At 68.3% G+C, this 22,579-nt stretch carries 22 protein-coding genes and 2 tRNA genes; 9 read left to right on the plus strand and 15 right to left on the minus strand.

All coding sequences use genetic code 11. The features are described from left to right. The first annotated feature begins 43 nt into the window (after positions 1-43). A complete protein-coding gene (locus tag GX543_RS09455) occupies positions 44-580 on the plus strand; it encodes a GNAT family N-acetyltransferase (protein WP_290851553.1) in 537 nt (178 codons plus the stop codon). Positions 581-651: 71 nt separating this feature from the next. On the opposite strand, the gene GX543_RS09460 is transcribed toward GX543_RS09455, so the two are convergent. The 5 genes from GX543_RS09460 to GX543_RS09480 all read right to left on the minus strand — a co-directional run bounded on the left by GX543_RS09460 (position 652) and on the right by GX543_RS09480 (position 6,409). Beyond that, complete coding sequence (locus GX543_RS09460; protein ID WP_290851554.1) at positions 652-1,077, minus strand: NUDIX domain-containing protein; 426 nt, start codon at positions 1,075-1,077, stop codon at positions 652-654. 15 nt (positions 1,078-1,092) lie between these two features. Continuing rightward, positions 1,093-1,845: an HNH endonuclease family protein gene (locus tag GX543_RS09465; protein ID WP_290851555.1), complete on the minus strand. Its 753-nt coding sequence runs from the start codon at positions 1,843-1,845 to the stop codon at positions 1,093-1,095. 90 nt (positions 1,846-1,935) lie between these two features. Continuing rightward, positions 1,936-2,364 (minus strand): CBS domain-containing protein, encoded by a 429-nt coding sequence (locus tag GX543_RS09470; protein WP_290851556.1) that lies wholly within the window; start codon positions 2,362-2,364, stop codon positions 1,936-1,938. Positions 2,365-2,444: 80 nt separating this feature from the next. Next, on the minus strand, positions 2,445-4,739 hold the full coding sequence (locus tag GX543_RS09475) for an ATP-dependent DNA helicase RecG (RefSeq protein ID WP_290851613.1): 2,295 nt from the start codon (positions 4,737-4,739) through the stop codon (positions 2,445-2,447). Then, a complete protein-coding gene (locus GX543_RS09480; protein WP_290851557.1) occupies positions 4,739-6,409 on the minus strand; it encodes a DAK2 domain-containing protein in 1,671 nt (556 codons plus the stop codon). Before GX543_RS09480 ends, GX543_RS09475 begins: the two co-directional genes overlap by 1 nt. A 240-nt stretch (positions 6,410-6,649) precedes the next feature. Here GX543_RS09480 and rpmB point away from each other — a divergent pair, with 240 nt between their 5' ends. Beyond that, positions 6,650-6,841, plus strand: a complete 192-nt coding sequence (gene rpmB, locus GX543_RS09485) for a 50S ribosomal protein L28 (RefSeq protein ID WP_009677560.1) — start codon at positions 6,650-6,652, stop codon at positions 6,839-6,841. Between the two features lie 219 nt (positions 6,842-7,060). After that, positions 7,061-7,849: an enoyl-CoA hydratase-related protein gene (locus GX543_RS09490; RefSeq protein WP_290851559.1), complete on the plus strand. Its 789-nt coding sequence runs from the start codon at positions 7,061-7,063 to the stop codon at positions 7,847-7,849. A gap of 13 nt (positions 7,850-7,862) precedes the next feature. Here the strand turns inward: GX543_RS09490 and GX543_RS09495 are convergent, their stop codons facing one another. The 3 genes from GX543_RS09495 to thiL are packed head-to-tail and all read right to left on the minus strand — an operon-like array spanning position 7,863 to position 10,054. Further along, complete coding sequence (locus GX543_RS09495) at positions 7,863-8,540, minus strand: uracil-DNA glycosylase (protein WP_290851561.1); 678 nt, start codon at positions 8,538-8,540, stop codon at positions 7,863-7,865. A 3-nt stretch (positions 8,541-8,543) separates the two neighbouring features. Then, positions 8,544-9,065, minus strand: a complete 522-nt coding sequence (locus tag GX543_RS09500) for a gamma carbonic anhydrase family protein (protein ID WP_290851563.1) — start codon at positions 9,063-9,065, stop codon at positions 8,544-8,546. Between the two features lie 17 nt (positions 9,066-9,082). Then, complete coding sequence (thiL, locus tag GX543_RS09505; RefSeq protein WP_290851565.1) at positions 9,083-10,054, minus strand: thiamine-phosphate kinase; 972 nt, start codon at positions 10,052-10,054, stop codon at positions 9,083-9,085. An 81-nt stretch (positions 10,055-10,135) separates the two neighbouring features. On the opposite strand from thiL, the gene GX543_RS09510 reads away from it, so the two are divergent. Next, a complete protein-coding gene (locus tag GX543_RS09510; protein WP_290851567.1) occupies positions 10,136-10,723 on the plus strand; it encodes a DUF3515 domain-containing protein in 588 nt (195 codons plus the stop codon). Positions 10,724-10,732: 9 nt separating this feature from the next. Here GX543_RS09510 and GX543_RS09515 read toward each other — a convergent pair whose 3' ends face one another. Next, a complete protein-coding gene (locus GX543_RS09515) occupies positions 10,733-11,746 on the minus strand; it encodes an NAD(P)H-dependent glycerol-3-phosphate dehydrogenase (protein WP_290851568.1) in 1,014 nt (337 codons plus the stop codon). A gap of 96 nt (positions 11,747-11,842) precedes the next feature. Here GX543_RS09515 and cofC point away from each other — a divergent pair, with 96 nt between their 5' ends. The 3 genes from cofC to GX543_RS09530 are packed head-to-tail and all read left to right on the plus strand — an operon-like array spanning position 11,843 to position 15,695. After that, entirely contained in the window at positions 11,843-12,568 is a 726-nt protein-coding gene (gene cofC, locus GX543_RS09520) for a 2-phospho-L-lactate guanylyltransferase (protein WP_290851570.1), read from the plus strand. A gap of 14 nt (positions 12,569-12,582) precedes the next feature. Further along, the gene (locus GX543_RS09525; RefSeq protein WP_290851571.1) at positions 12,583-14,790 is read left to right on the plus strand and encodes an RNA degradosome polyphosphate kinase; all 2,208 of its coding nucleotides are present in this window, start codon (positions 12,583-12,585) and stop codon (positions 14,788-14,790) included. Then, complete coding sequence (locus GX543_RS09530; RefSeq protein ID WP_290851572.1) at positions 14,790-15,695, plus strand: NUDIX hydrolase; 906 nt, start codon at positions 14,790-14,792, stop codon at positions 15,693-15,695. Before GX543_RS09525 ends, GX543_RS09530 begins: the two co-directional genes overlap by 1 nt. Before the next feature lie 87 nt (positions 15,696-15,782). Here GX543_RS09530 and GX543_RS09535 read toward each other — a convergent pair whose 3' ends face one another. The 3 genes from GX543_RS09535 to leuC form a co-directional block, all read right to left on the minus strand. Further along, entirely contained in the window at positions 15,783-16,484 is a 702-nt protein-coding gene (locus tag GX543_RS09535) for an HU family DNA-binding protein (protein ID WP_290851573.1), read from the minus strand. Positions 16,485-16,669: 185 nt separating this feature from the next. Next, positions 16,670-17,260, minus strand: a complete 591-nt coding sequence (gene leuD / locus GX543_RS09540) for a 3-isopropylmalate dehydratase small subunit (protein ID WP_290851574.1) — start codon at positions 17,258-17,260, stop codon at positions 16,670-16,672. A gap of 27 nt (positions 17,261-17,287) precedes the next feature. Then, a complete protein-coding gene (gene leuC / locus GX543_RS09545; protein ID WP_290851576.1) occupies positions 17,288-18,724 on the minus strand; it encodes a 3-isopropylmalate dehydratase large subunit in 1,437 nt (478 codons plus the stop codon). Positions 18,725-18,834: 110 nt separating this feature from the next. Between leuC and GX543_RS09550 the strand changes: the two genes are divergently transcribed. Further along, the gene (locus GX543_RS09550; RefSeq protein WP_290851578.1) at positions 18,835-19,554 is read left to right on the plus strand and encodes an IclR family transcriptional regulator; all 720 of its coding nucleotides are present in this window, start codon (positions 18,835-18,837) and stop codon (positions 19,552-19,554) included. A 42-nt stretch (positions 19,555-19,596) separates the two neighbouring features. After that, on the plus strand, positions 19,597-20,097 hold the full coding sequence (locus tag GX543_RS09555; RefSeq protein ID WP_290851580.1) for a PPOX class F420-dependent oxidoreductase: 501 nt from the start codon (positions 19,597-19,599) through the stop codon (positions 20,095-20,097). 255 nt (positions 20,098-20,352) lie between these two features. On the opposite strand, the gene GX543_RS09560 is transcribed toward GX543_RS09555, so the two are convergent. The 3 genes from GX543_RS09560 to gltX form a co-directional block, all read right to left on the minus strand. Next, positions 20,353-20,425 (minus strand) — tRNA-Glu (locus GX543_RS09560). 55 nt (positions 20,426-20,480) lie between these two features. After that, positions 20,481-20,552, minus strand: a tRNA-Gln gene (locus tag GX543_RS09565). Between the two features lie 470 nt (positions 20,553-21,022). After that, positions 21,023-22,504 carry a glutamate--tRNA ligase gene (gltX, locus tag GX543_RS09570; RefSeq protein ID WP_290851582.1) on the minus strand — a complete coding sequence of 494 codons (1,482 nt, stop codon included), beginning with the start codon at positions 22,502-22,504 and terminating at the stop codon, positions 21,023-21,025. Positions 22,505-22,579: the final 75 nt, after the last annotated feature.

Here is a 22,579-nt window from a genome sequence, read left to right on the forward strand (position 1 = left end):
GAGATGCGCACCATGCTGAAGGGTCTGTGAGGCTGAAGGGTCTGTGAGGCTGAAGGACGCAATCCGCCCGACGATCCGGCTCGCGATCGCCGACGACCTGCCCGTGCTGCAGGCCATCGAGATCGCTGCCGGAGCCGCATTCGCCGACCTCGGCATGGACCTGGTCGCGGGCGACGAGCCCGCGACCATCGCCACGCTCCTCGGCTACGTGGCCGACGGTCGGGCCTGGGTGGCGATCGATGCCGAAAGCCGCCCCTGCGGGTATCTGCTCGCTGAGATCGTCGACGACTGCGCTCACATCGAGCAGGTGTCGGTCCATCCGGACTTTCGTGGTCGACGCATCGGCCGAGATCTCATCGACCACTGCGAGAACTGGGCGCGAGCTGCGGGCCTCCCTGCGATGACCCTCACCACGTATCGCGATGTCGCGTGGAACGGGCCGTACTACGAGCTGCTCGGCTTCGCGTACCTCGCGGATGCGACGCCGGGCCTGCGGGAGATCCGGCGGCGCGAGGCAGCAGCCGGGCTCGACGCCTGGCCCCGTGCCTGCATGCGCCGCGCCATCTCGTCGGCCAGATGAGAATTGCGTAGGGAATGGTGGCTCGCAGCCACCATTCCCGACGCGGATCGAGGCTCTATGCAGATCGCCCCTCAGGAGGAGCGGCCGACTCCGTCAGCGTCCTCGGCCAGGGCCGGGAACACCGCGTCCGTGAGGAGCGGTGCGATGTCGGTGCGCGAACGATCGGCCGGGTGGACCCACGCGAGCTCGGCGATCTCCGCCGACGCCACGGGCACGCCGACCAGCGGATGCTCGAAGACCTCGGCGATCACCGTGAAGCCCGCCTCGTTCGCAGCGTCGGCGACGAACCGACCGAGTGGCGTCAGCACCTCGGGGTCGAGCTCGACGCCCAGCTCTTCGCGCGTCTCCCGAATCGCGGCCTCGGCGAAGGTCTCGCCGGGATCGAGCTTGCCACCGGGAAACATGAACAGGCTCGAGCCGACCTTGCGCACGGTGACGACGCGACCGCGGTCGTCGCGCATCACGACGGCACTCACCACCACGTGACGATCGGTCATCGTCCACCTCCCCGCTCAGCATCCGCCCAACGCCTCGTCGAGGGTATCGCGCGACGGGGAGTCGATCGGCAGATCGTAGGCCACGAGGACCACGACGAACTGCACCGCGTACTGGCAGTGGAAGCCGCGCAGCGGCGGCATCCACCGCGCGGGTTCGTAGTCGGATTTGGCCTGGTTGCTGGCGGCGTCGACGGCGACCAGGTTGCGCGGATCGTTCGCAAACGACCACCGCCTGCTCTGGGGCCACGCGGCGGCGCCGAGGTCCCAGGCCAGTGAGAGCGGAACGATGTGATCGATCTGGACCGCGGCCGACGATCGTCCACGCCGGAACCCGATGCTGCGGCCGGTGTACGGACTGACGAACGTCCCCGCTGCGACTGCCTGGGCGCAGCTGCTCGTGACCACCCGCGCGGTGACCGTCAGATCGCGCGCCAGCACATCATTGCGGGTGTCACAGGCGTTGCCGCCACCGCTGACCCGAGCGTCATCGGTCCACGCCGGACCGAACGCGTCACGGCGATAGTCGCGGTCGTGCGGCGGCCGCCGATCCAGCACCGACACCGTCGCGAGGTCCGCGCGCGCCTGCGCAACGGCCCAGACGTCGACCGACGACGGCTTCCGCTGCGGCGCCCCGATGCCCGACGCGACGACGACGGCGGTCGCCGCGAACACCACCAGCACCGCCCACTGCTTGCCCGTCAGTCGCACGCGTCCGGGTTTGCGGTGCGACCTGATCCATCGCCACCGATGCCTCACCGCACGCCACATACAGATTGGACGCGCCGCAGCCCGTTCCGGTTCCACGACACGCGGCGCCGACCGCGATCACTGGTGGTCGGGTCAGAGCCGGATCTGAAATCAGTGCTGGATGTACTGCACCAGGTGCTCTCGCTCGGCTTCGAGCTGGTCGATCGCGTTCTTCACCACGTCGCCGATGCTGACGATGCCGACGAGCTCACCATCGACCATCACCGGAAGATGGCGGACACGATGCTCGGTCATGATCTCGCGAAGACCTTCGATCGGATCGTCGGGCGTGCAAGTGTGCACCACCGCGGTCATGATTCCCGAGACCGGGCCGTCGAGGATCGACGCGCCGCCGGTGTGCAGGCAGCGGACCACGTCGCGTTCGGAGGCGATCCCGGCGATCGCACCGCCGTCACCGACCACCAACACCGCGCCGATGTTCCATTCGTCCAAGGTGGCGAGCAGCCCGCGCACCGTGGACGTCGCGGGCACGGTGATGACCCCGCTGCCCTTCTTATTCAAGATCTGCGAGATCCGCATGGCCGTCCTCCGCCCGTCTGGAGCCGAACTCGACACCTCCAGGGTCCGCCAAAACGCGCGAAAAGGCTAGTGCCCAGGGGTCACGATTTGTCGAGGTACTCCACGCGGGACGGCAGCAGAATCGACTGGACCAGGTCGGCGAGGGGCTGATGCGCCAGCAGGTCGGGGTCGTCGAGCACGATCTGCTCGGCGAGGTCGCGCGCATCGGCGATCACCTCCACGTCGTCGATCAGCGACAGGAAGTTGAGCGAACTCTTGCCGCCGGACTGCAGCGATCCGAGGATGTCGCCCTCACGGCGCTGCGCGAGGTCGACACGAGCGAGTTCGAAGCCGTCGTTGCTGGCCTCGACGGCGCGCAGCCGTTCCATCGACTGCCCCATGTCGCTCGCGGTGGTCATCAGGAGGCAGAGTCCGGCGAACTGACCGCGGCCGACGCGTCCGCGCAGCTGGTGCAGCTGACTGACGCCGAACCGTTCGGCGTTGACGATCGCCATCATGGTGGCGTTCGGGACGTCGACACCCACTTCGATGACGGTGGTGGCGACCAGCACGTCGATGTCACCGCGCGTGAACGCGTCCATCACGTCGTTCTTCTCGTCGGCGGGCAGCCTGCCGTGCAGGATGCCGATCCGCCGACCGGCGAGCGGGCCGGCCGCCAACTGCTCGGCGAGGTCGAGGACCGAGACGGTGTCGTCGTCGGCCTCCGACTCGCTGTCCTTCTTGCTCTTGGCTCGTTTGGCGTTGCTCTGCTCGTCGCCGATCTTGGTGCACACCACGTAGACCTGACGACCCGCGTCGATCTCCTCGTTGGCGCGCGCCCACGCGCGGTCGATCCACTTCTGGTTCTTCATCGGGACCACGGTGGTCTTGATCGGCTGGCGACCGCGCGGAAGTTCGGCCATCACCGAGGTCTCGAGGTCGCCGAAGGTGATCATCGCGACGGTCCGCGGGATCGGGGTCGCGGTCATCACCAGGAAGTGCGGGCGGGTGTCGCCACGACCCTTGCCGCGCAAGATGTCGCGTTGCTCCACGCCGAAGCGGTGCTGCTCGTCGACGACCACCATCCCGAGGTCGAAGAACTCGACGTGCTCCTCGAGCAGGGCGTGGGTGCCGATGACGATGCCCGCATCGCCGGTGACGGCGTCGAGCAGCACCTTTCGTTTGGCCGCGGTGCCGAGCGAACCGGTCAGCAGCCCGACGCTGGTGGCGCCGTCGGCCGCTCCGAGTTCACCGGCGCGCGCGAGGTCGCCGAGCATCGTCATGACGGTGCGATAGTGCTGCGCCGCCAGCACCTCGGTGGGAGCGAGGATGGCGCACTGATGCCCGTTGTCGACCACGCGGAGCATCGCGAGCAGCGAGACCAGCGTCTTACCGGAGCCGACCTCACCCTGCAGCAACCTGCTCATGGGGTGCTCGTCGACGAGGTCCTCGCCGATCTCGAGGAGGACGTCCCGCTGCGCTCCGGTGAGCTCGAACGGGAGACTTGCGAGCAGTTGGTCTTCCAGCCCGCCGGGCACGTGCTTGCACGACTGCGCCGACTCGGCGACGGCGCTGAACCGCCGCCGCGCCAACTCGGCCTGCACCGCGAGCGCCTCGTCGAACTTCAGCCGACCGCGCGCCGACTCGATCTCGTCGAGGCTGTCGGGCAGGTGGACGTGTTGGATCGCCTCGGCGCTGGTGATGAGACCGCGCTCGGTGCGCTGGCCTTCGGTGAGCGCGTCTTCGGCGGGCGCCGTCTCGCCGAGGACCTGACGCACCGCGCGCCAGATCTCCCAGGTCTGCACCTCTTTGGTCGCCGGATACATCGGGATGATGTCGCGCGAGAAGTTGATGACATCGTCGGCCGAGGCGGTGGACCCGCGCTGACCCTTACCGTCCTTGCCGTCGCCGGCGTCATGGTCGTCGGCGCCCTCGGCGTACATCTCACCGATCATGGCGGCGTTCCCGACGACGTCGATGCCGTCGTCCTCGGGCATCACCATCCAGTCGGGGTGCGACAGCTGGATCTGGTCCCGGAACAGCTTCACCGTGCCCGCCATCGCGACGCGCGTACCCGGTTTGAGGACCTTCTGAATCCAGCGGGCGTTGAAGAAGCTGGCCTCGTAGTTGGCACGACCGTCGTTGACGACCACCTTGAGGAACTGCCCGTACCGGCGCTTCATCGAGATCATCTGCGCCTTCTGAATGCGCCCGATCACCGTGATCCACTCGCCCGGCTCCGGTCGCTCCGACTCGGTGAGGTGGCCGCGGCGAAGATAGCGGCGCGGGGCATAGCGGAGCAGTTCCCCGACGGTCGTGAGCTCCAGGCCCCCCAGCTTCTTGACGAGGTCGGGGTCGACGGACGATTCGCTGAGCAGCGACGCGGTCGTCAGCATCACTCGATTCCCACCTGAAGCAGGTCCTTCGACTGCCCGGCCTCGTACAGCGCCAACTCGATGCCCGCATAGTGCGCGCGCACGTGCGCGGCGATCGCGGCCCGCGCGTCGTCGTCGAGGTCGCGACCGGCAAGCACCGTCACCATCTCCCCGCCGGTGGCGAGCATCAGGTCCAGCAGCGCCGTGGCCGCCTGCCGCTGCTCCGGAGCGATCACCAGGACGTCGGATCCGATGAGTCCGAGGGTGTCGCCGATCTCGCAGGTGCCCGCGAGCGTCATCATCTTGGTGTTGGATCGCACCAGCGAGCCCCACCGCGTGCCCGCCGCGGCCTCGGCCATCGCGAACGCGTCGACATCCGACTCCTGGTCGGGTTCGTGGACGGCCAGGGCCGACAGGCACTGCGCCATCGACAGCGTCGGCAGAAAGACGACGGACCGTTGCGACGACCGCGCCTGCGCACCGACCTGCACCAGGTCCTGGGACGACATCATCCCGTTGCCCATCACGATCACGTGGGCGCTGTCGGCCGCGCGGATGGCCTCGGTCAGCGTCGCCGGGTGGACACCGTGATCGGCACGGACCACCGTGGCCCCGGCCTCGGTGAAGAGCTCAGCGGCGCCGTCGCCGGTCACCAGTGCCACCACCGCACGCTTATAGCGCGGCGGCGGGTCGTTGGCGCCCGGCGCCGAACGGATGGCGTCGAGCGCGAAACAGCTGATGCGAATGTCCGAGAGCACCCCCACCGCGATGCCGGCCTCCACGGCGGAGCCGGGCTCATTGGTGTGGACGTGGACCGAGAACCGCTCGGACTCCGCGGAGTTGTCGCCGACGATGACGATGGAGTCGCCGAGTTCGCCCAGTCGGTCCCGCAGCACGCCGATCTTCGAGCCGTCGGTCGCGTCGAGCAGGTACATCACTTCGAAATCGGTGTCGCCGGGATCCACGCACTCGCCGTCGTCGTGCCCGGTGAGCCCGCCGCCGACGGTGAGGATGCCGCGGTAGGCGCGGCGCTTGTTGGCGACTCCGGTCACCACCAGGACCAACGCATCGGCCATCACGAGGAACCCGCGCGCGCCGGCGTCGACGACGCCCGCACTCGCTAGCTCGGGCATCTGCTCCGGGGTCAACTCCAGGGCCTCGGAGCAGTCGTCGGCGACTGCCCGGGACAGATCAGCGGGTGAGCCGTCGACATGGGCCGACGCGCTGTCGGCGGCGACCTTCAGGATCGTGAGGATGGTGCCGTCGCGCGGCTCACTGACGGCGCGACGCGCGGCGAGGGCACCCAGCCGGAGTCCGTTCTTGACCAGTCGGTTGAAACTGGGATCGTTCTCGGCGACGGCGAGATCGGCGGCATCGGCCAGGCCGATCAGCACCTGCGACAGGATGATCCCCGAGTTCCCGCGGGCGCTCGAGACGGCGGCCTCGGCGAGCGTGCGCGTGACGGTGGGCAGATCACTCTGGTCGGTGAGGGCGTCGAGCGCCGCGACCGCACCGGCCATCGTGCTCGCCATGTTGCTGCCGGTGTCGGAGTCGGGAATCGGGAACACGTTGAGGGCGTTGATCTCGGCGCGCATGGTCTCCAGGCCCTCCGCGCACGCCTGCGCCCAGTCCCTGATGAGCTGCGGATTGATCGCGGTGCTGCTGTCTCCCGTATGCAACGGCACGACCACCCACCTTCCTGTCCCCGCCGGCACGCCGACCCTGATCGCCTACTGTGTGCCTGAGGTTACCGTCCCCCGCCGACACCCAGCGGCCCACAGGTCGCGGATCCGCACACTGCGAGGCGTCCGATTTGGCCCCTCGCCGTCGGCCGGTTACTCTAGTCAGGTTGCTGATTGCTGCGGCGCGCACTGCTGCGCTCACAGTCGGTGGATACAATGACCACGATTTTCTACCAAGGGAGTTCGAACATGGCTGCCGTATGTGACGTTTGCGGTAAGGGCCCTGGCTTCGGCAAGTCGGTCTCGCACTCGCACCGGCGCACCAACCGGCGCTGGAACCCGAACATCCAGTCCGTGCGCGTTGAGGTTGCCCCCGGCAACAAGAAGCGCCAGAACGTGTGCACCTCGTGCTTGAAGGCAGGCAAGACCGTCAAGGCCTGAGCCGTCTGAAGTCTTCGCGAATCGCCGTCCGACACCGTCGGGCGGCGATTCTCGTTGTGCGGGGCATGGAAAGTACGGGCCGGGAAAGTACGGGCCGGGAAAGTACGGGAGGGAAATGCGCCGGTCCGGATTGCGATCACGGCGACGGAAACTCGGTTCCGGACGCCCGGCCCACCCGCACCGAGGCTCGGCGACCGAACGTTCCGTAAAGTACCCGACATGGCTTCCGATCTGATTCGCGTGGACGACAACGGCGTCCTCACCCTCACCCTCTCCACCAGCAGCGCTGGCACCTCCCTCGACCACGGACTGGTCCTCGAGGCGCGCGAGGCACTGCGCTCCGTAGCCCGCGGCACGCTCGACGCCGACGCTGTCCTGCTGCGCGGCGACGGCAAGAACTTCTGCGCGGGCGGGAATGTCGGCGCGTTCGCCGGCGCCGACGACCGCGGCGACTACCTGCGCGGCCTGGCCGACGATCTCCACTCGACCATCGAGTTCCTCTTCGAGACTCAGCTCCCCGTCGTCGCCGCGGTGCAGGGGTGGGCGGCAGGCGCAGGCATGAGCATGGTGCTGCACGCCGACGTCGCGATCGGCGGTGCCTCGACCAAACTGCGCCCCGCGTACCCCGGCATCGGCCTGTCGCCCGACGGCGGCATGTCGTGGCAGCTGCCGCGCATCGTCGGTGCCGCCCGCGCCCGCTACATCATCATGACCGACCAGATCCTCGACGCCGAGCGTGCACTGGAGCTGGGCATCCTCTCAGAGATCGTCGACGACGACGCCGTGCAGCAGACCGCGTACGAGGTCGCCGCGAAGCTCGCCGCCGGACCGCGTGGATCGCATCGCGCCATCCGGCATCTGGTGCACGCGTCGGCGACCGCCTCGCTCAGCGATCACCTGACGGCCGAGGCGGCGTCGATCTCCGCGCTCGGCGCCAGTGCCGAGGGCGTCGAGGGCGTCGATGCGTTCCTGGCCAAGCGCGCCCCCGACTACCGCGGCGTGCGGTAGCGACCGACGTCGCCTACGGCAGTCGCCAGTCCACCGGGTCGCCGCCGAGGTCGAGGAGTTCGGCGTTGGCCCGCGAGAACGGTCGGGAGCCGAAGAAGCCGCGCGAGGCCGACAGCGGCGACGGGTGGACCGACTCGATGGTCGGCACGTCCGGCAGCCATTCGGCCAGTCGCCGCGCGTCATTGCCCCACAGAATCGCGACCAACGGTTCATCGCGCGCGGCGAGCGCCTTGATGGCGCATTCGGTGACCGCCTCCCACCCCTTGTTGCGGTGCGAGGCCGGCTCGCCCGGCATCACGGTGAGCACCCGATTGAGCAGCAGGACGCCCTGCTCGGCCCACGGCGTGAGGTCGCCGTTGGCCGGGCGGGGATAGCCCAGATCGTCGCAGTACTCCTTGTAGATGTTCTGCAACGACCGCGGGATCGGTTGGACGTCGGGCGCCACCGAGAAGCTCAAGCCGACGGCGTGGCCCGGCGTGGGATACGGGTCCTGCCCGACGATCAGCACGCGCACGTCGTCGAACGGGTGGGTGAACGCCCGCAGGATGGCCGCCCCGGTCGGCAGGTGCGCGCGGCCCGCGGCGCTCTCGGCGCGCAGGAACTCGCCCATCTGCGCGACCACCGGCGCCACGGGCTCCAGTGCCTGCGCCCAGCCCGGATCGATAAGTTCGGACAGCGGTTCGGCAGCCATGCGCTAGTCCAGCCTCCGCAGGTTCTGTCGGTAGTACTGCGCGTTCTGGTAGTACAGCTCCACGTTCTGGTCCACGTGTCCTTCGTGCACCTGGTAGCCCTCGCGGATCTTGGCCGGGACGCCCAGCGCCATCGACCGCTCGGGCAGTTCGAATCCGTAGGGCACCACGGCACCGGCCCCGATCACCGAGCCCGCGCCGATCACCGATCGGTTCAACACGATGGATCCGGACGCGATCAGGCAGTTGTCACCGATGGTCGAGCCCTCGATGTGGGCGTTATGGCCCACCACGCAGCCGGCGCCGAGGACCGTGGCGTCGACGAAAGTGCAGTGGATGACGGTTCCGTCCTGGATGTTGCTGCGCTCCCCGATCGTGATGGTCCCGTAGTCGCCACGCAACACGCAGCCGGGCCAGATCGAGACCCCGTCAGCGAGGGTGACCGCCCCGATCACCGTCGCGTCGGGGTGAACGAACACGTCTTTTCCGAGAACCGGCTCACGATCGCCGAGTGCGTAGACAGCCATGCGTCGATCTAATCAGGTCAGGTGTCGGTGAACGACTGCCACCCGCGGATCTCACCGACCGGGTCCCCGTCGACCCAACCGCCGGGCGCACCCTCGGACACCGCGCCGATCACCGTCCACCCGGCGGGCACGGTGTCGGGGGCGAACGACGCAAGGAGTTGGTGCTCCTCACCCCCACCGAGCACCCAGCGCAGCGGGTCGACCCCGAGCGCCGCGCCGAGTTCGATGAGCCCCGCAGCCCGAGGCACGCGCGACGAGTCGACGTCCAGGCGCACCAGCGACGCCGCCGACAGGGTGATCAACTCCTCCACCAGTCCGTCGGAGACGTCGGTCATCGCGTGCGCGCCCGCGACCGCGGCAATGCGTCCCTGCGAGAGATCGGGCTGCGGCAGCCGGTAGTCGCCGACCAACGACGAGAAGCGGTCGAGAAGCGCGCGGTCCGCGCCGTGTTCCACCACGGCCAGCGCCGCGAGCCCGCCCGCCGGTCCACCCAGCGGCCCGCTGATAGCCAGGACGTCGCCGACCCGCGCCCCCGACAGCGCCACCGCCGCGGTGCCGTCGAGCACGCCGAGCGAGGTGACTGTGAGGATCACCTCGGCCGACGACACCAGGTCGCCGCCGAGCACGCGGGCGCCGTAGGCGTGCGACTGCGCGACGATGCCTGCGTTCAACTCCAGGACGCGCTCAACGGGCGTGCTCGGCGGACACCCGATCGAGACGACGATCCCGGTCGGCACACCGCCCATCGCGGCGATGTCCGCGGCGCTCTGCACCACCGCGCGCGCACCGATCTGGCGGGGGCTCGACCAGTCGAAACGAAAGTGGCGGCCGGCCACCGCGGTGTCCGTGCTGACCACGACGGGACCGCTCGGAACGAACACTGCGGCGTCGTCGCCGGACCCGATGACGACGTCGCCGGGACCCGACTTCGCAGCCTCGGTGAACATCGCGATCAGGGCTCGCTCGCCGACCTCACCCACCGTCTTCACGGCGACGATGCTACCGCTCTCGTCCGACACCGACGCACCTGCGATTTCCCCGACGGGCGGCGGGTCGGCCAGACTGGCAGCATGAGCGATGTGTCCGAGGAGAAATCACGCGACGACAAGCCGGTGGAGGACCAGCCGGTGGAGACCGGTCAGTCCGATGAGCCGCGACTGAGCCCCGCCCTCATCGCCACCCTGATCGCGGTCCCCGTCATGGTGATCGCGGGCTTCATCGCCTTCGCCGCCCTGAAGTACTCCGGCGACGAACCCGCACCGTCGCCCGTCGAGAGCTACGCGACCGGCGGTCCCGGCGCCGAACTGTGCGCCGACTTCATCGAGAAGCTGCCCGCCCAGCTCGGGGACTTCAACGACAAGACGATCGACGACACCACGGTCCGCTGGCGCAAGGCCGACTCCGATCCGATCGTGTTGCGCTGCGGCGTGCAGCGCCCGGCCGACTTCGCTCCGACCAGTTCGCTGCAGGTGATCAACCCGATCCAGTGGTTCCTGACCGACACCGTCGACGGGGTCGGGCAGGCCTACGTGAGCGTCGACCACCGGCCGTACATCGCCATGTGGCTTCCGGCGGGTGCGGGCAACGCTCCGATCACCGATGTCTCGGCGCTGATTGCCGAGCATCTGAAGGCCTCGCCGCTCGATTTCGGCAACTGAGCCGAACCGCTACACGTTGCTGCCGTAGACCTCGGGCTTGGTGCTGCGACCCAGCAGTGAGCTCACCATGTCCTGCACCGACATGCCCTCGTGGCACACCTTGTGGACAGCCTCGGTGAGCGGCATGTCGACGCCGTTGGCCTTGGCGAGCGCCAGGACCGAGGAACACGACTTGACGCCCTCTGCCACCTGTCCGTTGGTCGCCGCCTGAGCCTCGGCGAGAGTGGCGCCCTCGCCCAGTCGAGCACCGAAGGTCCGGTTCCGCGAGAGCGGCGACGAGCAGGTGGCGACCAGGTCGCCGATGCCTGCCAAGCCGGCGAGCGTGGTGATGTCCGCGCCGAGCGACGCGCCCAGTCGGATGGTCTCGGCCAGTCCGCGGGTGATGATCGTGGCGAGGGTGTTCTCGCCGAAGCCCATCCCCGCCGCCATGCCACAGGCCAGAGCGATCACATTCTTGGCGGCGCCGCCGATCTCGCATCCGACCACGTCGACGTTGGTGTACGGCCGGAAGTAGCCGGTGGCGAACGCCGCCTGCACGCGCTTGGCCTGCTCCTCGTCGACGCAGGCGATGACCGTGGCTGCGGGCTGCCCCTGCGCGATCTCCTTGGCCAGATTGGGGCCGGACAGCACCGCGATCTGGCGGGCCGGGAACTCCGTGACCTCGGCGATCACTTCACTCATGCGTTTGCCGGTGCTGGTCTCGACGCCCTTCGCCAACGACAGCAGGATCGCGTCGGCGGGCAGGTGCTCGCGCCACTGCTCGAGGTTGCCGCGCAACGACTGCGAGGGCACCGCGCAGACCACGAGGTCGACGTCGGCGAGTGCCTCCTCGACCGATGCCACGGCACGCAGGCTCGCCGGAAGCGGGTAGCCCTTGAGGTAGTCGCCGTTCTCGTGATCGGTGTTGATCTGCTCCGCCAGTTCGGGCCGACGGGCCCAGATCTTGACGTCGTTGCCGGCGTCCGCGAGGACCTTCGCCACGGCAGTCCCCCACGACCCCGCACCCATCACTACAGCTCGCAACTCGCACTCCTAGCCCGGTGGACAAACTACGGTTCAGCCTATCGCCCCGGTCGGGCGCTTCGTCGCGAATGGGGTCGGTGCTGCACCATGGTGACTATGCCCGACCCGCACTCGATCGCCGTCGTCCTCGCCGTGAAGCGACTCGACGCTGCGAAGTCGCGACTGGCGACCGCCGTGGCGTCGGACGATCACCGGCGCGCACTGGTGACCGCGATGCTCGCCGACACCCTGCTTGCGGTGCGCAACGCGGGCGTCGCCGACATCGTCGTGGTGAGCCCTGACCCGGGCGTCGAGGCCCTCGCGCGGGAGTTCGGCGCCCGAGCGGTCGCCGAACCGGCACCCGGGACGCTCTCACCGCTCAACGCCGCCCTGGCGCACGGCCTCACCTCCGCAGCGGACTCCGCCACGCTGGTCGCCGCCCTCCAGGCCGACCTCGCCGCGCTCGACGCGGCGACCCTCGCCGAAGCGTTCGACGAGGCGTCCGCGGTGATCGCCGCCGGTGCCGCCGCAGCCTTCGTCGCCGACCGCGGCGGCGACGGCACGGCCCTGCTCGTGCTGCCCTCGGGGTCGCCGTTCGAGCCGCGGTTCGGCGCCGACTCGGCATCGGCGCACCGCAGCGCGGGGGCTGCGGAACTCGACCCCGCGCGACGTCGGTGGGCGCGACTGCGCACCGACGTCGACACCCCGGCCGATCTCGCCGTCGCTGCTGTGCTCGGGCCCGGACCGCACACGCGCGAGGCACTGGCATCGCGCGCCTCGCTCTCCGATGCGACACGAATCGCGCGAATCTCCAATGCCGCCGGGACAGCACCCCGCCGATAGGCCACAATTGACGCGTGAGTGCCACGGACGAAATCGAGACCGAACCCCAGACCGATCTGCCTGCCGCATTGCCGGCGGAGACGGTCACTCCGGACGAGACCGCCGACCTCCCCGTCGACCGCTACTTCAACCGTGAACTGAGCTGGCTCGACTTCAACTCGCGCGTTCTGGCTCTGGCCGAGGACGTCTCGCTGCCGTTGCTGGAACGCGCCAAGTTCCTGGCGATCTTCGCCTCGAATCTCGACGAGTTCTTCATGGTCCGGGTGGCCGGACTCAAGCGTCGCGACGAGACCGGCCTGTCTGTCCGGTCCGCCGACGGCCGATCGCCGCGCGCACAGTTGCAGATGATCGCCGCGCGCAGCCAGAAGGTCGCCGACCGCCACGCTCGCGTCTTGCGCGACTCCGTGCTGCCCGCCCTCACCGCGGAGAACATCAGAATCGTTCGGTGGGAAGATCTCGACGCGGTCCAGCACGCGCGATTGCGAGAGCACTTCCACAACGAGCTGTTTCCGATCCTGACGCCCCTCGCGGTGGATCCGGCGCACCCGTTCCCCTACATCTCCGGCCTGAGCCTCAACCTGGCCGTGACGGTTCGCGACCGGGCAGGCAGCGAAGCGAGCGGCGGCACGGGTGCCTTCGGGGGCGAGCACTTCGCACGTGTGAAGGTTCCGGACAACGTTCCGCGGTTCGTGCGCGTCGATCATCTGGTCCCCGGTGAGCCGGACGATCCGCCCGCCGAACTCTTCCTCCCCGTCGAGAACCTGATCGCGGCCAATCTCTCCGAGCTGTTCCCCGGCATGGACATCGTGGAGCACCACGTCTTCCGTGTGACCCGAAACGCCGACTTCGAGGTCGACGAGGACCGCGACGAGGATCTGCTGCAGGCCCTCGAGCGGGAACTCGCGCGCCGCCGCTTCGGATCTCCGGTCCGCCTCGAAGTGGGCGATGACATGACCGAGCACATGCTCGAACTGCTGCTCCGTGAGCTCGACGTCGACCCCGCCGACGTCGTCGCGATCCCCGGGCTGCTCGATCTGACCTGCCTCTGGCAGATCTACGGCGTCGACCGCCCGCAGCTCAAGGAGCGGCCGTTCGTGCCTGCCACCCACCCGGCGTTCGGCGAGCGCGAGACGCCGAAGAGCGTGTTCTCGACCCTCCGCGACGGCGACGTGCTGGTTCAGCACCCGTACGACTCGTTCTCCACCAGCGTCCAGCGCTTCATCGAGCAGGCCGCCGCCGATCCGCAGGTCCTCGCGATCAAGCAGACGCTGTACCGCACATCGGGTGACTCCCCGATCGTCCGCGCACTGATCGACGCGGCCGCCGCGGGCAAGCAGGTGGTGGCGCTGGTGGAGTTGAAGGCTCGCTTCGACGAGCAGGCCAACATCAAATGGGCTCGCGAACTGGAGCAGGCCGGCGTTCACGTCGTGTACGGCCTGATCGGGCTCAAGACGCATTGCAAAACGTGCCTGGTGATCCGCCGCGAGGGATCGACGCTGCGCCGGTACTGCCACATCGGCACCGGCAACTACAACCCCAAGACCGCGCGTCTCTACGAGGACGTGGGCCTGTTCACCGCTGCGCCGGAGATCGGCGCGGACCTGACCGACCTGTTCAACACGCTGACCGGCTACTCGCGCAAGCAGGAGTATCGCAATCTGCTGGTTGCCCCGCACGGCATCCGCACCGGCATCATCGACCGCATCCACAACGAGATCGCCGCGCACCGCGCAGGCGACGAGCGGGCACGCGTTCGGCTCAAGGCCAACGCCCTGGTCGACGAGCAGGTGATCGATGCGCTGTACCGCGCGTCGCAGGCGGGCGTTCCGGTCGAGGTGGTGGTCCGCGGGATCTGCGCGCTGCGGCCCGGCGTCGAGGGGCTCAGCGAGAACATCGTCGTCCGGTCGATCCTCGGTCAGTTTCTGGAGCACTCGCGGATTCTGCAGTTCGGTGCGCAGAACGAGTACTGGATCGGCAGCGCCGACATGATGCACCGCAACCTCGATCGTCGGATCGAGGTGATGGCGCAGGTACGCGATCGCAGGCTCACCGCCGACCTCGAGGACATCTTCGTCTCGGCGCTGGACCCGCGCACTCGCTGCTGGGAGCTGCGCGCCGACGGCAGCTGGCAGGCCCAGCCCGCCGCGGGCGAGCAGGTCCGCGATCATCAGCGTCAGATGATGCTCCGGCACCGACATCACGCCGATCCGACCAAGTCCTGATGGGCCGACCGATGCGGACAGTGTGGGCCGGCGGCGGCGTCCTGTGGAAGCCCAGCGCCTCGGCCGGGGTGAAGGTCGCCCTGGTCCACCGCCCCCGGTACGACGACTGGTCGCTACCCAAGGGCAAGGCCAAACCCGGAGAGATCCTGCCGGTGACCGCCGCTCGCGAACTCGTCGAAGAGACGGGCTACGACGTCCGGATCGGTCACCATCTGCAGACGGTCGGCTATCGCCTCGGTTCGGGTGCGCCGAAGCGGGTCGGCTACTGGGCCATGGAGGCGGTCGGCGGCGGATTCCACGCCAGCCACGAGTGCGACGACCTGACCTGGCTGTCGGTGCCGGACGCGATCGCCAAGGTGAGCTATCCGGCCGATGAGGCCGTGCTGCACGCGTTCGTCGCCCGGCCGATCCGCGAGTTGCACACATTGATCGTCGTACGCCATGCGTGGGCAGGCAGCCCCGAGGAGTGGGACGGCGACGACACGTTGCGGCCGCTGGACGACGCGGGCCTGGAGCAGGCGGCAGCGTTGCGCGAGTTGCTACCGCTGTACGGTGCCCACCGCCTGCACGCGGCGGACCGGACACGCTGCGTCCAGACGCTGACACCGCTGGCGGAAGCGCTGCGCACCGAGATCAAGTTGGAGACGGCGCTCTCGGAGGAGGCGTACGACGCCGATCCCGATGCCGCGTATCAACGGCTGCGCAAGATCGGCGCCAAGTCCGGATCGATTCACGCCGTGTGTAGTCAGGGCGGCGTGATCCCCGGTGTCCTGCGTCGGTGGGCGGCCGCCGACGGCGTCGAACTCCCCGCGTCGGACAATCTCAAGGGCAGCGTGTGGATCCTCACCCTGCGCGACGGCGATCTGGTGGCCGCCGATCACATCCCCAGTCCGCTCGGCGGCTGACGGCAACGCTGAGACAACTTCGGCCCCTGCTCGCACGCGCGAGCGGGGGCCGAATCGTTGAGTACCCTTTGGCGGTCGGTGAAGTGGCTAGTCGGCGGCCTTCTTTCCGGTGGTCTTGGCTGCTGTCTTCTTGGCTGCCGTCGACTTCGCTGCCGTCTTCTTGGCTGCCGTCGACTTCGCTGCCGTCTTCTTGGCTGCGGTCGACTTAGCTGCGGTCTTCTTGGCTGCCGTCGCCTTCTTGGCCGGTGCCGCCGCCTTCGCAGGCGTCTTCTTGGCTGCGGCCTTGGCTGCGGTGGCCTTGGTAGCGGTGGCCTTGGTCGCGGTGGCCTTCGTCGCTGTCGCCTTCTTGGCGGGCGCCGCTTTCTTGGCCGGGGCCGCCTTCTTGGCCGCAGTCTTCTTGGCAGGCGCGGCCTTCTTCGCGGCGCTCGCCTTCTTCGCCGGAGCGGCCTTCGCGTCGGACGCGGACTCTGCTGCGGCGCGCTTCACCGCCGGCTGCCCGGCCTTCAGCTTCTGCTTGCCGGAGACGATCGCCTTGAACTGTGCCCCCGGACGGAACGCCGGGATCGACGTGGCCTTCACCTTCACCGTCTCGCCGGTGCGCGGGTTTCGAGCCACGCGGGCTGCGCGTCGCCGCTTCTCGAAGACGCCGAAACCGGTGATCGTGACGCTCTCGCCCTTGTTCACCGCCCGCACGATGGAGTCGATCGTCTGCTCGACGAACTTGGTGGCGGTCTTTCTATCCGCATCGAGTCTCTTCGTCAGTTCCTCGATGAGTTCTGCTTTGTTCATCCGTACCTCCGCAGGATTTCCACTGGCCGGGTCGTGCCAGCTAATCCACACGGTAAACGGGTTACGGCACAAAATTGCGCAACCAGCACAAATTCTTCTGAGAAGTTCGGGCGCAGAACAGAAGCCTCACGGCAAGAGTCGAAATCGTCTCTCGCCGTGAGGCTCCCGATGGTTTCTCGCCTATGTCACGGCAAGGTGGTCGGTTTGAACGACGGACGCTGCTTCTCGTACTCGGTGATCGCGTCGGTCTGGCGCAGGGTGAGGCCGATATCGTCGAGCCCCTCCATCAGACGCCAGCGCGTGTAGTCGTCGATCTGCATCGGAACCACGAGGTCACCGGCGGTGACGGTCTTCGCGTCCAGATCCACGGTGATCTCCAAGCCCGGCTCGGCCTCGAGACGCTTCCACAGCAGTTCGACGTCGGACTGCTCCACCTGCGCGGCCACCAGACCTGCCTTGCCGGAGTTGCCGCGGAAGATGTCGGCGAAGCGCGAGGAGATCACTACGCGGAAGCCGAAGTCCATGAGCGCCCAGACCGCGTGCTCGCGCGAGGAACCGGTACCGAAGTCGGGTCCGGCCACCAGGACCGACCCGTTGCTCCACGGTTCGTTGTTGAGGATGAAGTCCGGATCGCCGCGCCATCCGGCGAACAGTCCGTCCTCGAAGCCCGTGCGGGTGACGCGCTTGAGGTAGACGGCGGGAATGATCTGATCGGTGTCGACGTTGCTGCGCTGCAGCGGAACTCCGACACCCGTGTGGGTGATGAACGGTTCCATGTCAGGTCCTTTTCGTCAGGCTGATGGCTAGTCGAGGTCGGCGGGTGCGGCGAGCGTGCCACGCACGGCGGTCGCAGCGGCCACGGCAGGCGACACCAGGTGCGTACGCCCGCCCTTGCCCTGGCGACCCTCGAAGTTGCGGTTCGACGTCGACGCACAGCGCTCGCCCGGAGCCAACTGGTCGGGGTTCATGCCGAGGCACATCGAGCAACCCGCCATGCGCCACTCCGCGCCCGCCGCGGTGAAGATCTCGCCGAGGCCCTCCTCGTCGGCCTGCGCCCGCACCTTCATCGAGCCCGGGACCACCAGCATCCGCATGCCCTCGGCCACCTTGCGGCCCTTCAGGATCTCGCCGACCGCGCGCAGGTCCTCGATGCGGCCGTTGGTGCACGACCCGACGAACACGGTGTCGACCTTCACCTCGCGCAGCGGGGTGCCCGGCGTCAGATCCATGTACTCCAGCGCGCGTGCGGCGGCCTGCGACTCGGTCTCGTCGGCGATGTCCGCGGGGTCCGGGACGTTCGCGCCCAGCGGCAGCCCCTGGCCCGGGTTGGTGCCCCAGGTGACGAACGGCGTCAGCGTCGACGCGTCGATGTGGACCTCGCGGTCGAAGACGGCGTCGGCGTCGGTGGGCAGCGAGTTCCAGTACTCGACGGCAGCGTCCCAGTCGTCGCCCTGCGGCGCGTGCGGACGGCCCTTCAGGAACTCGTAGGTCACCTCGTCGGGCGCGATCATCCCGGCGCGCGCACCGGCTTCGATCGACATGTTGCAGATCGTCATGCGAGCTTCCATCGAGAGCTTCTCGATGGCCGAGCCGCGGTACTCCAGGACATGACCCTGTCCGCCGCCGGTGCCGATCTTGGCGATCACGGCCAGGATCAGGTCCTTGCTCGTGACGCCGGGCGGGAGTTCGCCGTCGACGGTGATCGCCATGGTCTTGAACGGGCGCAGCGACAACGTCTGCGTGGCCATCACGTGCTCCACCTCGGAGGTGCCGATGCCCATCGCCAGGGCGCCGAACGCACCGTGGGTGGAGGTGTGGCTGTCGCCGCAGACCACGGTCATGCCCGGCTGGGTGAGGCCCAGCTGCGGGCCGACGACGTGCACGATGCCCTGCTCGGCGTCGCCCATCGGGTACAGCCGGACGCCGAACTCCTCACAGTTGCGACGCAGCGTCTCCACCTGCAGCGCGGACACCTGATCGGCGATCGGGCTGAAGATGTCGACAGTCGGGACGTTGTGGTCCTCGGTCGCGATGGTGAGGTCCGGGCGGCGGAGCCGGCGTCCGGCCATCCGGAGGCCGTCGAAGGCCTGCGGGCTGGTCACCTCGTGCACCAGATGCAGGTCGATGTAGATCAGGTCGGGGTTGTAGTTGCCACTCGCGTCAGCCTCGCCTGGGACGACGACGTGACTGTCCCAGACCTTCTCGGCCAGCGTGCGCGGTTTTCCGGCGCTCTGCGTCATGAGCTCACTCGCATCTACTAGTAGTTGCCGCGCATCCGGGCTGGGGACTCGCGACCGGGCCTGCGCCCGTGGACTTTCAATCTCAGTATATGGACGGTTAATATCGTCCTATGGGAAAGGATAGCGGAATCGGCGTGCTGGACAAATCCGTGATGATTCTCCACGTGGTCGCCGAGCAACCGTGCAATCTCGGCGAACTCTGCGAGCTCACCGGCTTGCCACGCGCCACCGCGCACCGACTGGCCGTCGGGCTAGAGGTCCACCAGATGGTCGCCCGCGACGAATCCGGTCGATGGATCCCCGGACCCACCCTCGGCCGACTGGCCGCCAGTGCCCGCGACATCGTCCGCGACGCCGCACTCATGGTGCTCCCCCGCCTCCAGGAGACCACCGGGGAGTCCGTTCAACTGTATCGCCGCGAGGGTGCCGAACGGGTCTGCATCGCCGCCGCAGAGCCCCCCACCGGCCTGCGCGACACCGTCCCCGAAGGCACCCGGCTCCCGATGTCCGCGGGGTCGGCCGCCAAGGTCCTGGCCGCCTGGTCGGATCCCGACACCGTGCGCACCCTGTTGGCCGACGCCGCCTACACCGACCGCTCGCTCGCCGAGATCCGCCGCCGAGGCTGGGCCCAGAGCGTCGCCGAACGGTCGGCGGGCGTCGCAAGCATTTCCGCCCCGGTGCGCGACGGCAGCGGCGCGGTGGTCGCCGCCGTGTCGGTGTCCGGGCCGGTGGACCGCATGGGTCGCCGCCCCGGCGAGCGATGGGCCACCGACGTCCTGGGTGCCGCCGAGGCCATCAGCGCGCGCCTCACCTCGTCTGCTCAGATGTGACCTTCCCGGCGATTCGGCGCGCGAGCCGCTAACGTCGCGAGGATGGGAATCAACCAACGCGCCTCCATCGTGATGTCCGACGATGAGATCGAGTCGTTCATCGCCCGGCACCGCATCGCGAACCTCGCGAACCAGGGCAAGACCGGAATCCATCTGACTGCCATGTGGTACGCCGTGATCGACGGTGAGATCTGGTTCGAGACCAAGGCGAAGTCGCAGAAGGTGGTCAACCTGCGCCGCGACCCGCACGCCACCATCCTTATCGAAGCCGGCGACACCTACGACCAGCTCCGCGGTGTCAGCATCGAAGGGTCCGTCGAGATCCACGACGACCCCGACACCTGCCTCAAAGTCGGCATCAGTGTCTGGGAACGCTACAACGGCCCGTACAGCGACGACCTCAAGCCTGCCGTCGAAGCCATGATGCACAAGCGGGTAGCCGTCCGCCTGGTCCCGTCGCGGACCCGCTCCTGGGACCATCGCAAGCTCGGCCTGCCCGCCATGCCGGTCGGCGGGACGACTGCGGAGTCGCTGAACGACTGAGCCGCGCGAAATTGATGGATCTGAGCCCTGGGAGGGCTCAGATCCATCAATATCTTCGGCGGCGTGCGATTCGCACCAGTTCCCCGCCAGTCGCACCCGTTGCGGTTTCCGCACTTGGTCGCGACCGAGTGCGGAAAACAGAAGTGGTGCAGAACTCACACGGCAGCCACCCCGACGCGGCTCCTAGAATCGCTGTGCTGAATATGCAAATGGAGGAAGGCCCCCGGCTCAGCGAGCCGGGGGCCTTCCTCTTTGTAGCCCCGACGGGATTCGAACCCGCGCTACCGCCTTGAGAGGGCGGCGTCCTAGGCCGCTAGACGACGGGGCCCTAGAACAACATTCAATTGTGTTGAGGCACAGAGAGTATCACTCTTTGTACATCGCTGGGGTACCAGGACTCGAACCTAGAATGGCGGTACCAGAAACCGCTGTGTTGCCAATTACACCATACCCCAAGGGTTTGATCCGAACCGCTTCAGGACGCTTTGCCTGCCGCTTTCCGGGCCGGGGAAAACAATACCAACAACCCCCACCCTAAACACAAATCGACTGGTCAGAGGCCGGTTTGCGGCGGCATGCAGCGGGGGGCCTGTCCGCGCGGGTCTCGATACACCCGATGCTCGCAAGCTCGCAGCGGGCACTCGACCACCGTGGACAGGAGCCGGCGTGCGGGGCCGCGGCCGACAGCCGTCGACAGGAGCCTGCGTGCGGGGCGGCGCGGGGCTCGACCGCCGACCTCTCCGCAGCGACGAGGCGCTAGCCGAGGAGCGAGGACTGCGGAGGCGGTCGAGCCCCGCGCCGCCCCGCACGCAAGCGCAAGCGCAAGCACACGCACGCGCACGCACGCCACGCGCAGAAGACAACACTGCCGGGACCGCAACGAGCGGCCCCGGCAGCAACGGCAAACGTGCCGACCAGACAGAGGTCAGAGAGAAGCAGACAACTCCCGCGCCTGCCGCAGTCGGCTGAGCGACTTCTCGCGGCCGAGCAACTCCATCGACTCGTACAGCGGCGGGCTGACGGCAGCACCCGTGACGCCGACGCGGACCGGCCCGAACGCCTTGCGCGGCTTCAGCTCCAGACCGTCGACGAGAGCCGCCTTGAGCGCCTCCTCGAGCGTCGGGGTATCCCAGGTCTCGAGCGCCTCGCACACGGCGATGGCGGCGTCCAAAACGGCCGTGGCGTCGCCGCCGAGGTTCTTGGACACCGACTTCTCGTCGTAGGCGAACTCGTCGTCGGAGACGAACAGGAACTTGATGAGTCCCCAGGCGTCGCTGAGCACCTGAATGCGGGTCTGCACGAGGTCGGCGATGACGGCCCACCGAGCGTCGTCGACGTCATCGGTCAGTTGGCCGGCGTCGGCGAGGAACTTCTTGAGCCGCGCGGCGAAGTCGGCGGGCTCCAGCAGGCGGATCTGCTCGGCGTTGATCGAGTCGGCCTTCCGCTGATCGAACCGCGCCGGGTTGGAGTTGACGTTGCGGACGTCGAAGGCCTCGATCATCTCCTCCAGCGAGAAGATGTCGTGGTCGGCCGAGATGCCCCACCCGAGGAGCGCGAGGTAGTTGATCAGGCCCTCGGGGATGAAACCACGGTCACGATGATGGAAGAGGCTCGACTCGGGGTCGCGCTTGGAGAGCTTCTTGTTGCCGTCGCCCATCACGAACGGCAGGTGACCGAACTCCGGGACCAGATCGGCGACACCGATGCGCATGAGGGCGCGGTACAGCGCGATCTGTCGCGGCGTCGACGGCAGGAGGTCTTCGCCGCGCAGGACGTGGGTGATCTTCATCATCGCGTCGTCGACGGGATTCACCAGGGTGTACAGCGGGTCTCCGTTGCCGCGGGTCAGCGCGAAGTCGGGCACCGTCCCGGCCTTGATGGTCGTGGTCCCGCGGACGAGGTCGTCCCAGGCGATGTCCTCCGCGGGCATGCGCAGGCGGATCACCGGTTTGCGGCCCTCCGCCTCGAAGGCCGCGCGCTGCTCGTCGGTGAGGTCGCGGTCGAAGTTGTCGTAGCCCAGCTTCGGGTCGCGGCCGGCAGCCTTGTGTCGGGCCTCGACCTCCTCGTTGGTGGAGTACGCCCGGTAGGCCTCCCCAGCCTCAAGGAGCTTGGCCACCACGTCGAGGTGGATCTGCTTGCGCTCGGACTGGCGGTACGGGCCGTAGGGGCCGCCGACCTCGGGGCCCTCGTCCCAGTCGAGTCCGAGCCACCGGAGCGCATCGAGAATCGCGTCGTACGACTCCTGGCTGTCGCGCGCGGCGTCGGTGTCTTCGACGCGGAAGACGAAGGTGCCGCCGACGTGACGGGCCTGGGCGAAGTTGAAGAGCGCCGTGCGGGCAAGACCGACGTGCGGGGTTCCGGTAGGTGACGGACAGAAGCGAACACGAACGTTTTCAGCACTGGTCATGCAGGTCAGCCTATGTCATCCAGGCCTGAAAGCGCCGCCCGGGGCCGACCACTCTTGACGACCTTGTTCTAGTTA

Origin of the sequence: Gordonia sp. (in: high G+C Gram-positive bacteria) (assembly GCF_012515855.1) — a bacterium.
Taxonomy (GTDB): Bacteria; Actinomycetota; Actinomycetes; order Mycobacteriales; family Mycobacteriaceae; genus Gordonia.

Excerpts from the sequence above, each read along its gene's own strand:
- GX543_RS09460 (WP_290851554.1), bottom strand. The coding sequence starts at position 1,077 with ATGACCGATCGTCACGTGGTGGTGAGTGCCGTCGTGATGCGCGACGAC.
- GX543_RS09465 (WP_290851555.1), bottom strand. The coding sequence starts at position 1,845 with ATGTGGCGTGCGGTGAGGCATCGGTGGCGATGGATCAGGTCGCACCGC.
- GX543_RS09470 (WP_290851556.1), bottom strand. The coding sequence starts at position 2,364 with ATGCGGATCTCGCAGATCTTGAATAAGAAGGGCAGCGGGGTCATCACC.
- GX543_RS09475 (WP_290851613.1), bottom strand. The coding sequence starts at position 4,739 with ATGCTGACGACCGCGTCGCTGCTCAGCGAATCGTCCGTCGACCCCGAC.
- rpmB (WP_009677560.1), top strand. The coding sequence starts at position 6,650 with ATGGCTGCCGTATGTGACGTTTGCGGTAAGGGCCCTGGCTTCGGCAAG.
- GX543_RS09490 (WP_290851559.1), top strand. The coding sequence starts at position 7,061 with ATGGCTTCCGATCTGATTCGCGTGGACGACAACGGCGTCCTCACCCTC.
- GX543_RS09495 (WP_290851561.1), bottom strand. The coding sequence starts at position 8,540 with ATGGCTGCCGAACCGCTGTCCGAACTTATCGATCCGGGCTGGGCGCAG.
- GX543_RS09500 (WP_290851563.1), bottom strand. The coding sequence starts at position 9,065 with ATGGCTGTCTACGCACTCGGCGATCGTGAGCCGGTTCTCGGAAAAGAC.
- GX543_RS09510 (WP_290851567.1), top strand. The coding sequence starts at position 10,136 with ATGAGCGATGTGTCCGAGGAGAAATCACGCGACGACAAGCCGGTGGAG.
- cofC (WP_290851570.1), top strand. The coding sequence starts at position 11,843 with ATGCCCGACCCGCACTCGATCGCCGTCGTCCTCGCCGTGAAGCGACTC.
- GX543_RS09530 (WP_290851572.1), top strand. The coding sequence starts at position 14,790 with ATGGGCCGACCGATGCGGACAGTGTGGGCCGGCGGCGGCGTCCTGTGG.
- GX543_RS09535 (WP_290851573.1), bottom strand. The coding sequence starts at position 16,484 with ATGAACAAAGCAGAACTCATCGAGGAACTGACGAAGAGACTCGATGCG.
- leuD (WP_290851574.1), bottom strand. The coding sequence starts at position 17,260 with ATGGAACCGTTCATCACCCACACGGGTGTCGGAGTTCCGCTGCAGCGC.
- leuC (WP_290851576.1), bottom strand. The coding sequence starts at position 18,724 with ATGACGCAGAGCGCCGGAAAACCGCGCACGCTGGCCGAGAAGGTCTGG.
- GX543_RS09550 (WP_290851578.1), top strand. The coding sequence starts at position 18,835 with ATGGGAAAGGATAGCGGAATCGGCGTGCTGGACAAATCCGTGATGATT.
- GX543_RS09555 (WP_290851580.1), top strand. The coding sequence starts at position 19,597 with ATGGGAATCAACCAACGCGCCTCCATCGTGATGTCCGACGATGAGATC.
- gltX (WP_290851582.1), bottom strand. The coding sequence starts at position 22,504 with ATGACCAGTGCTGAAAACGTTCGTGTTCGCTTCTGTCCGTCACCTACC.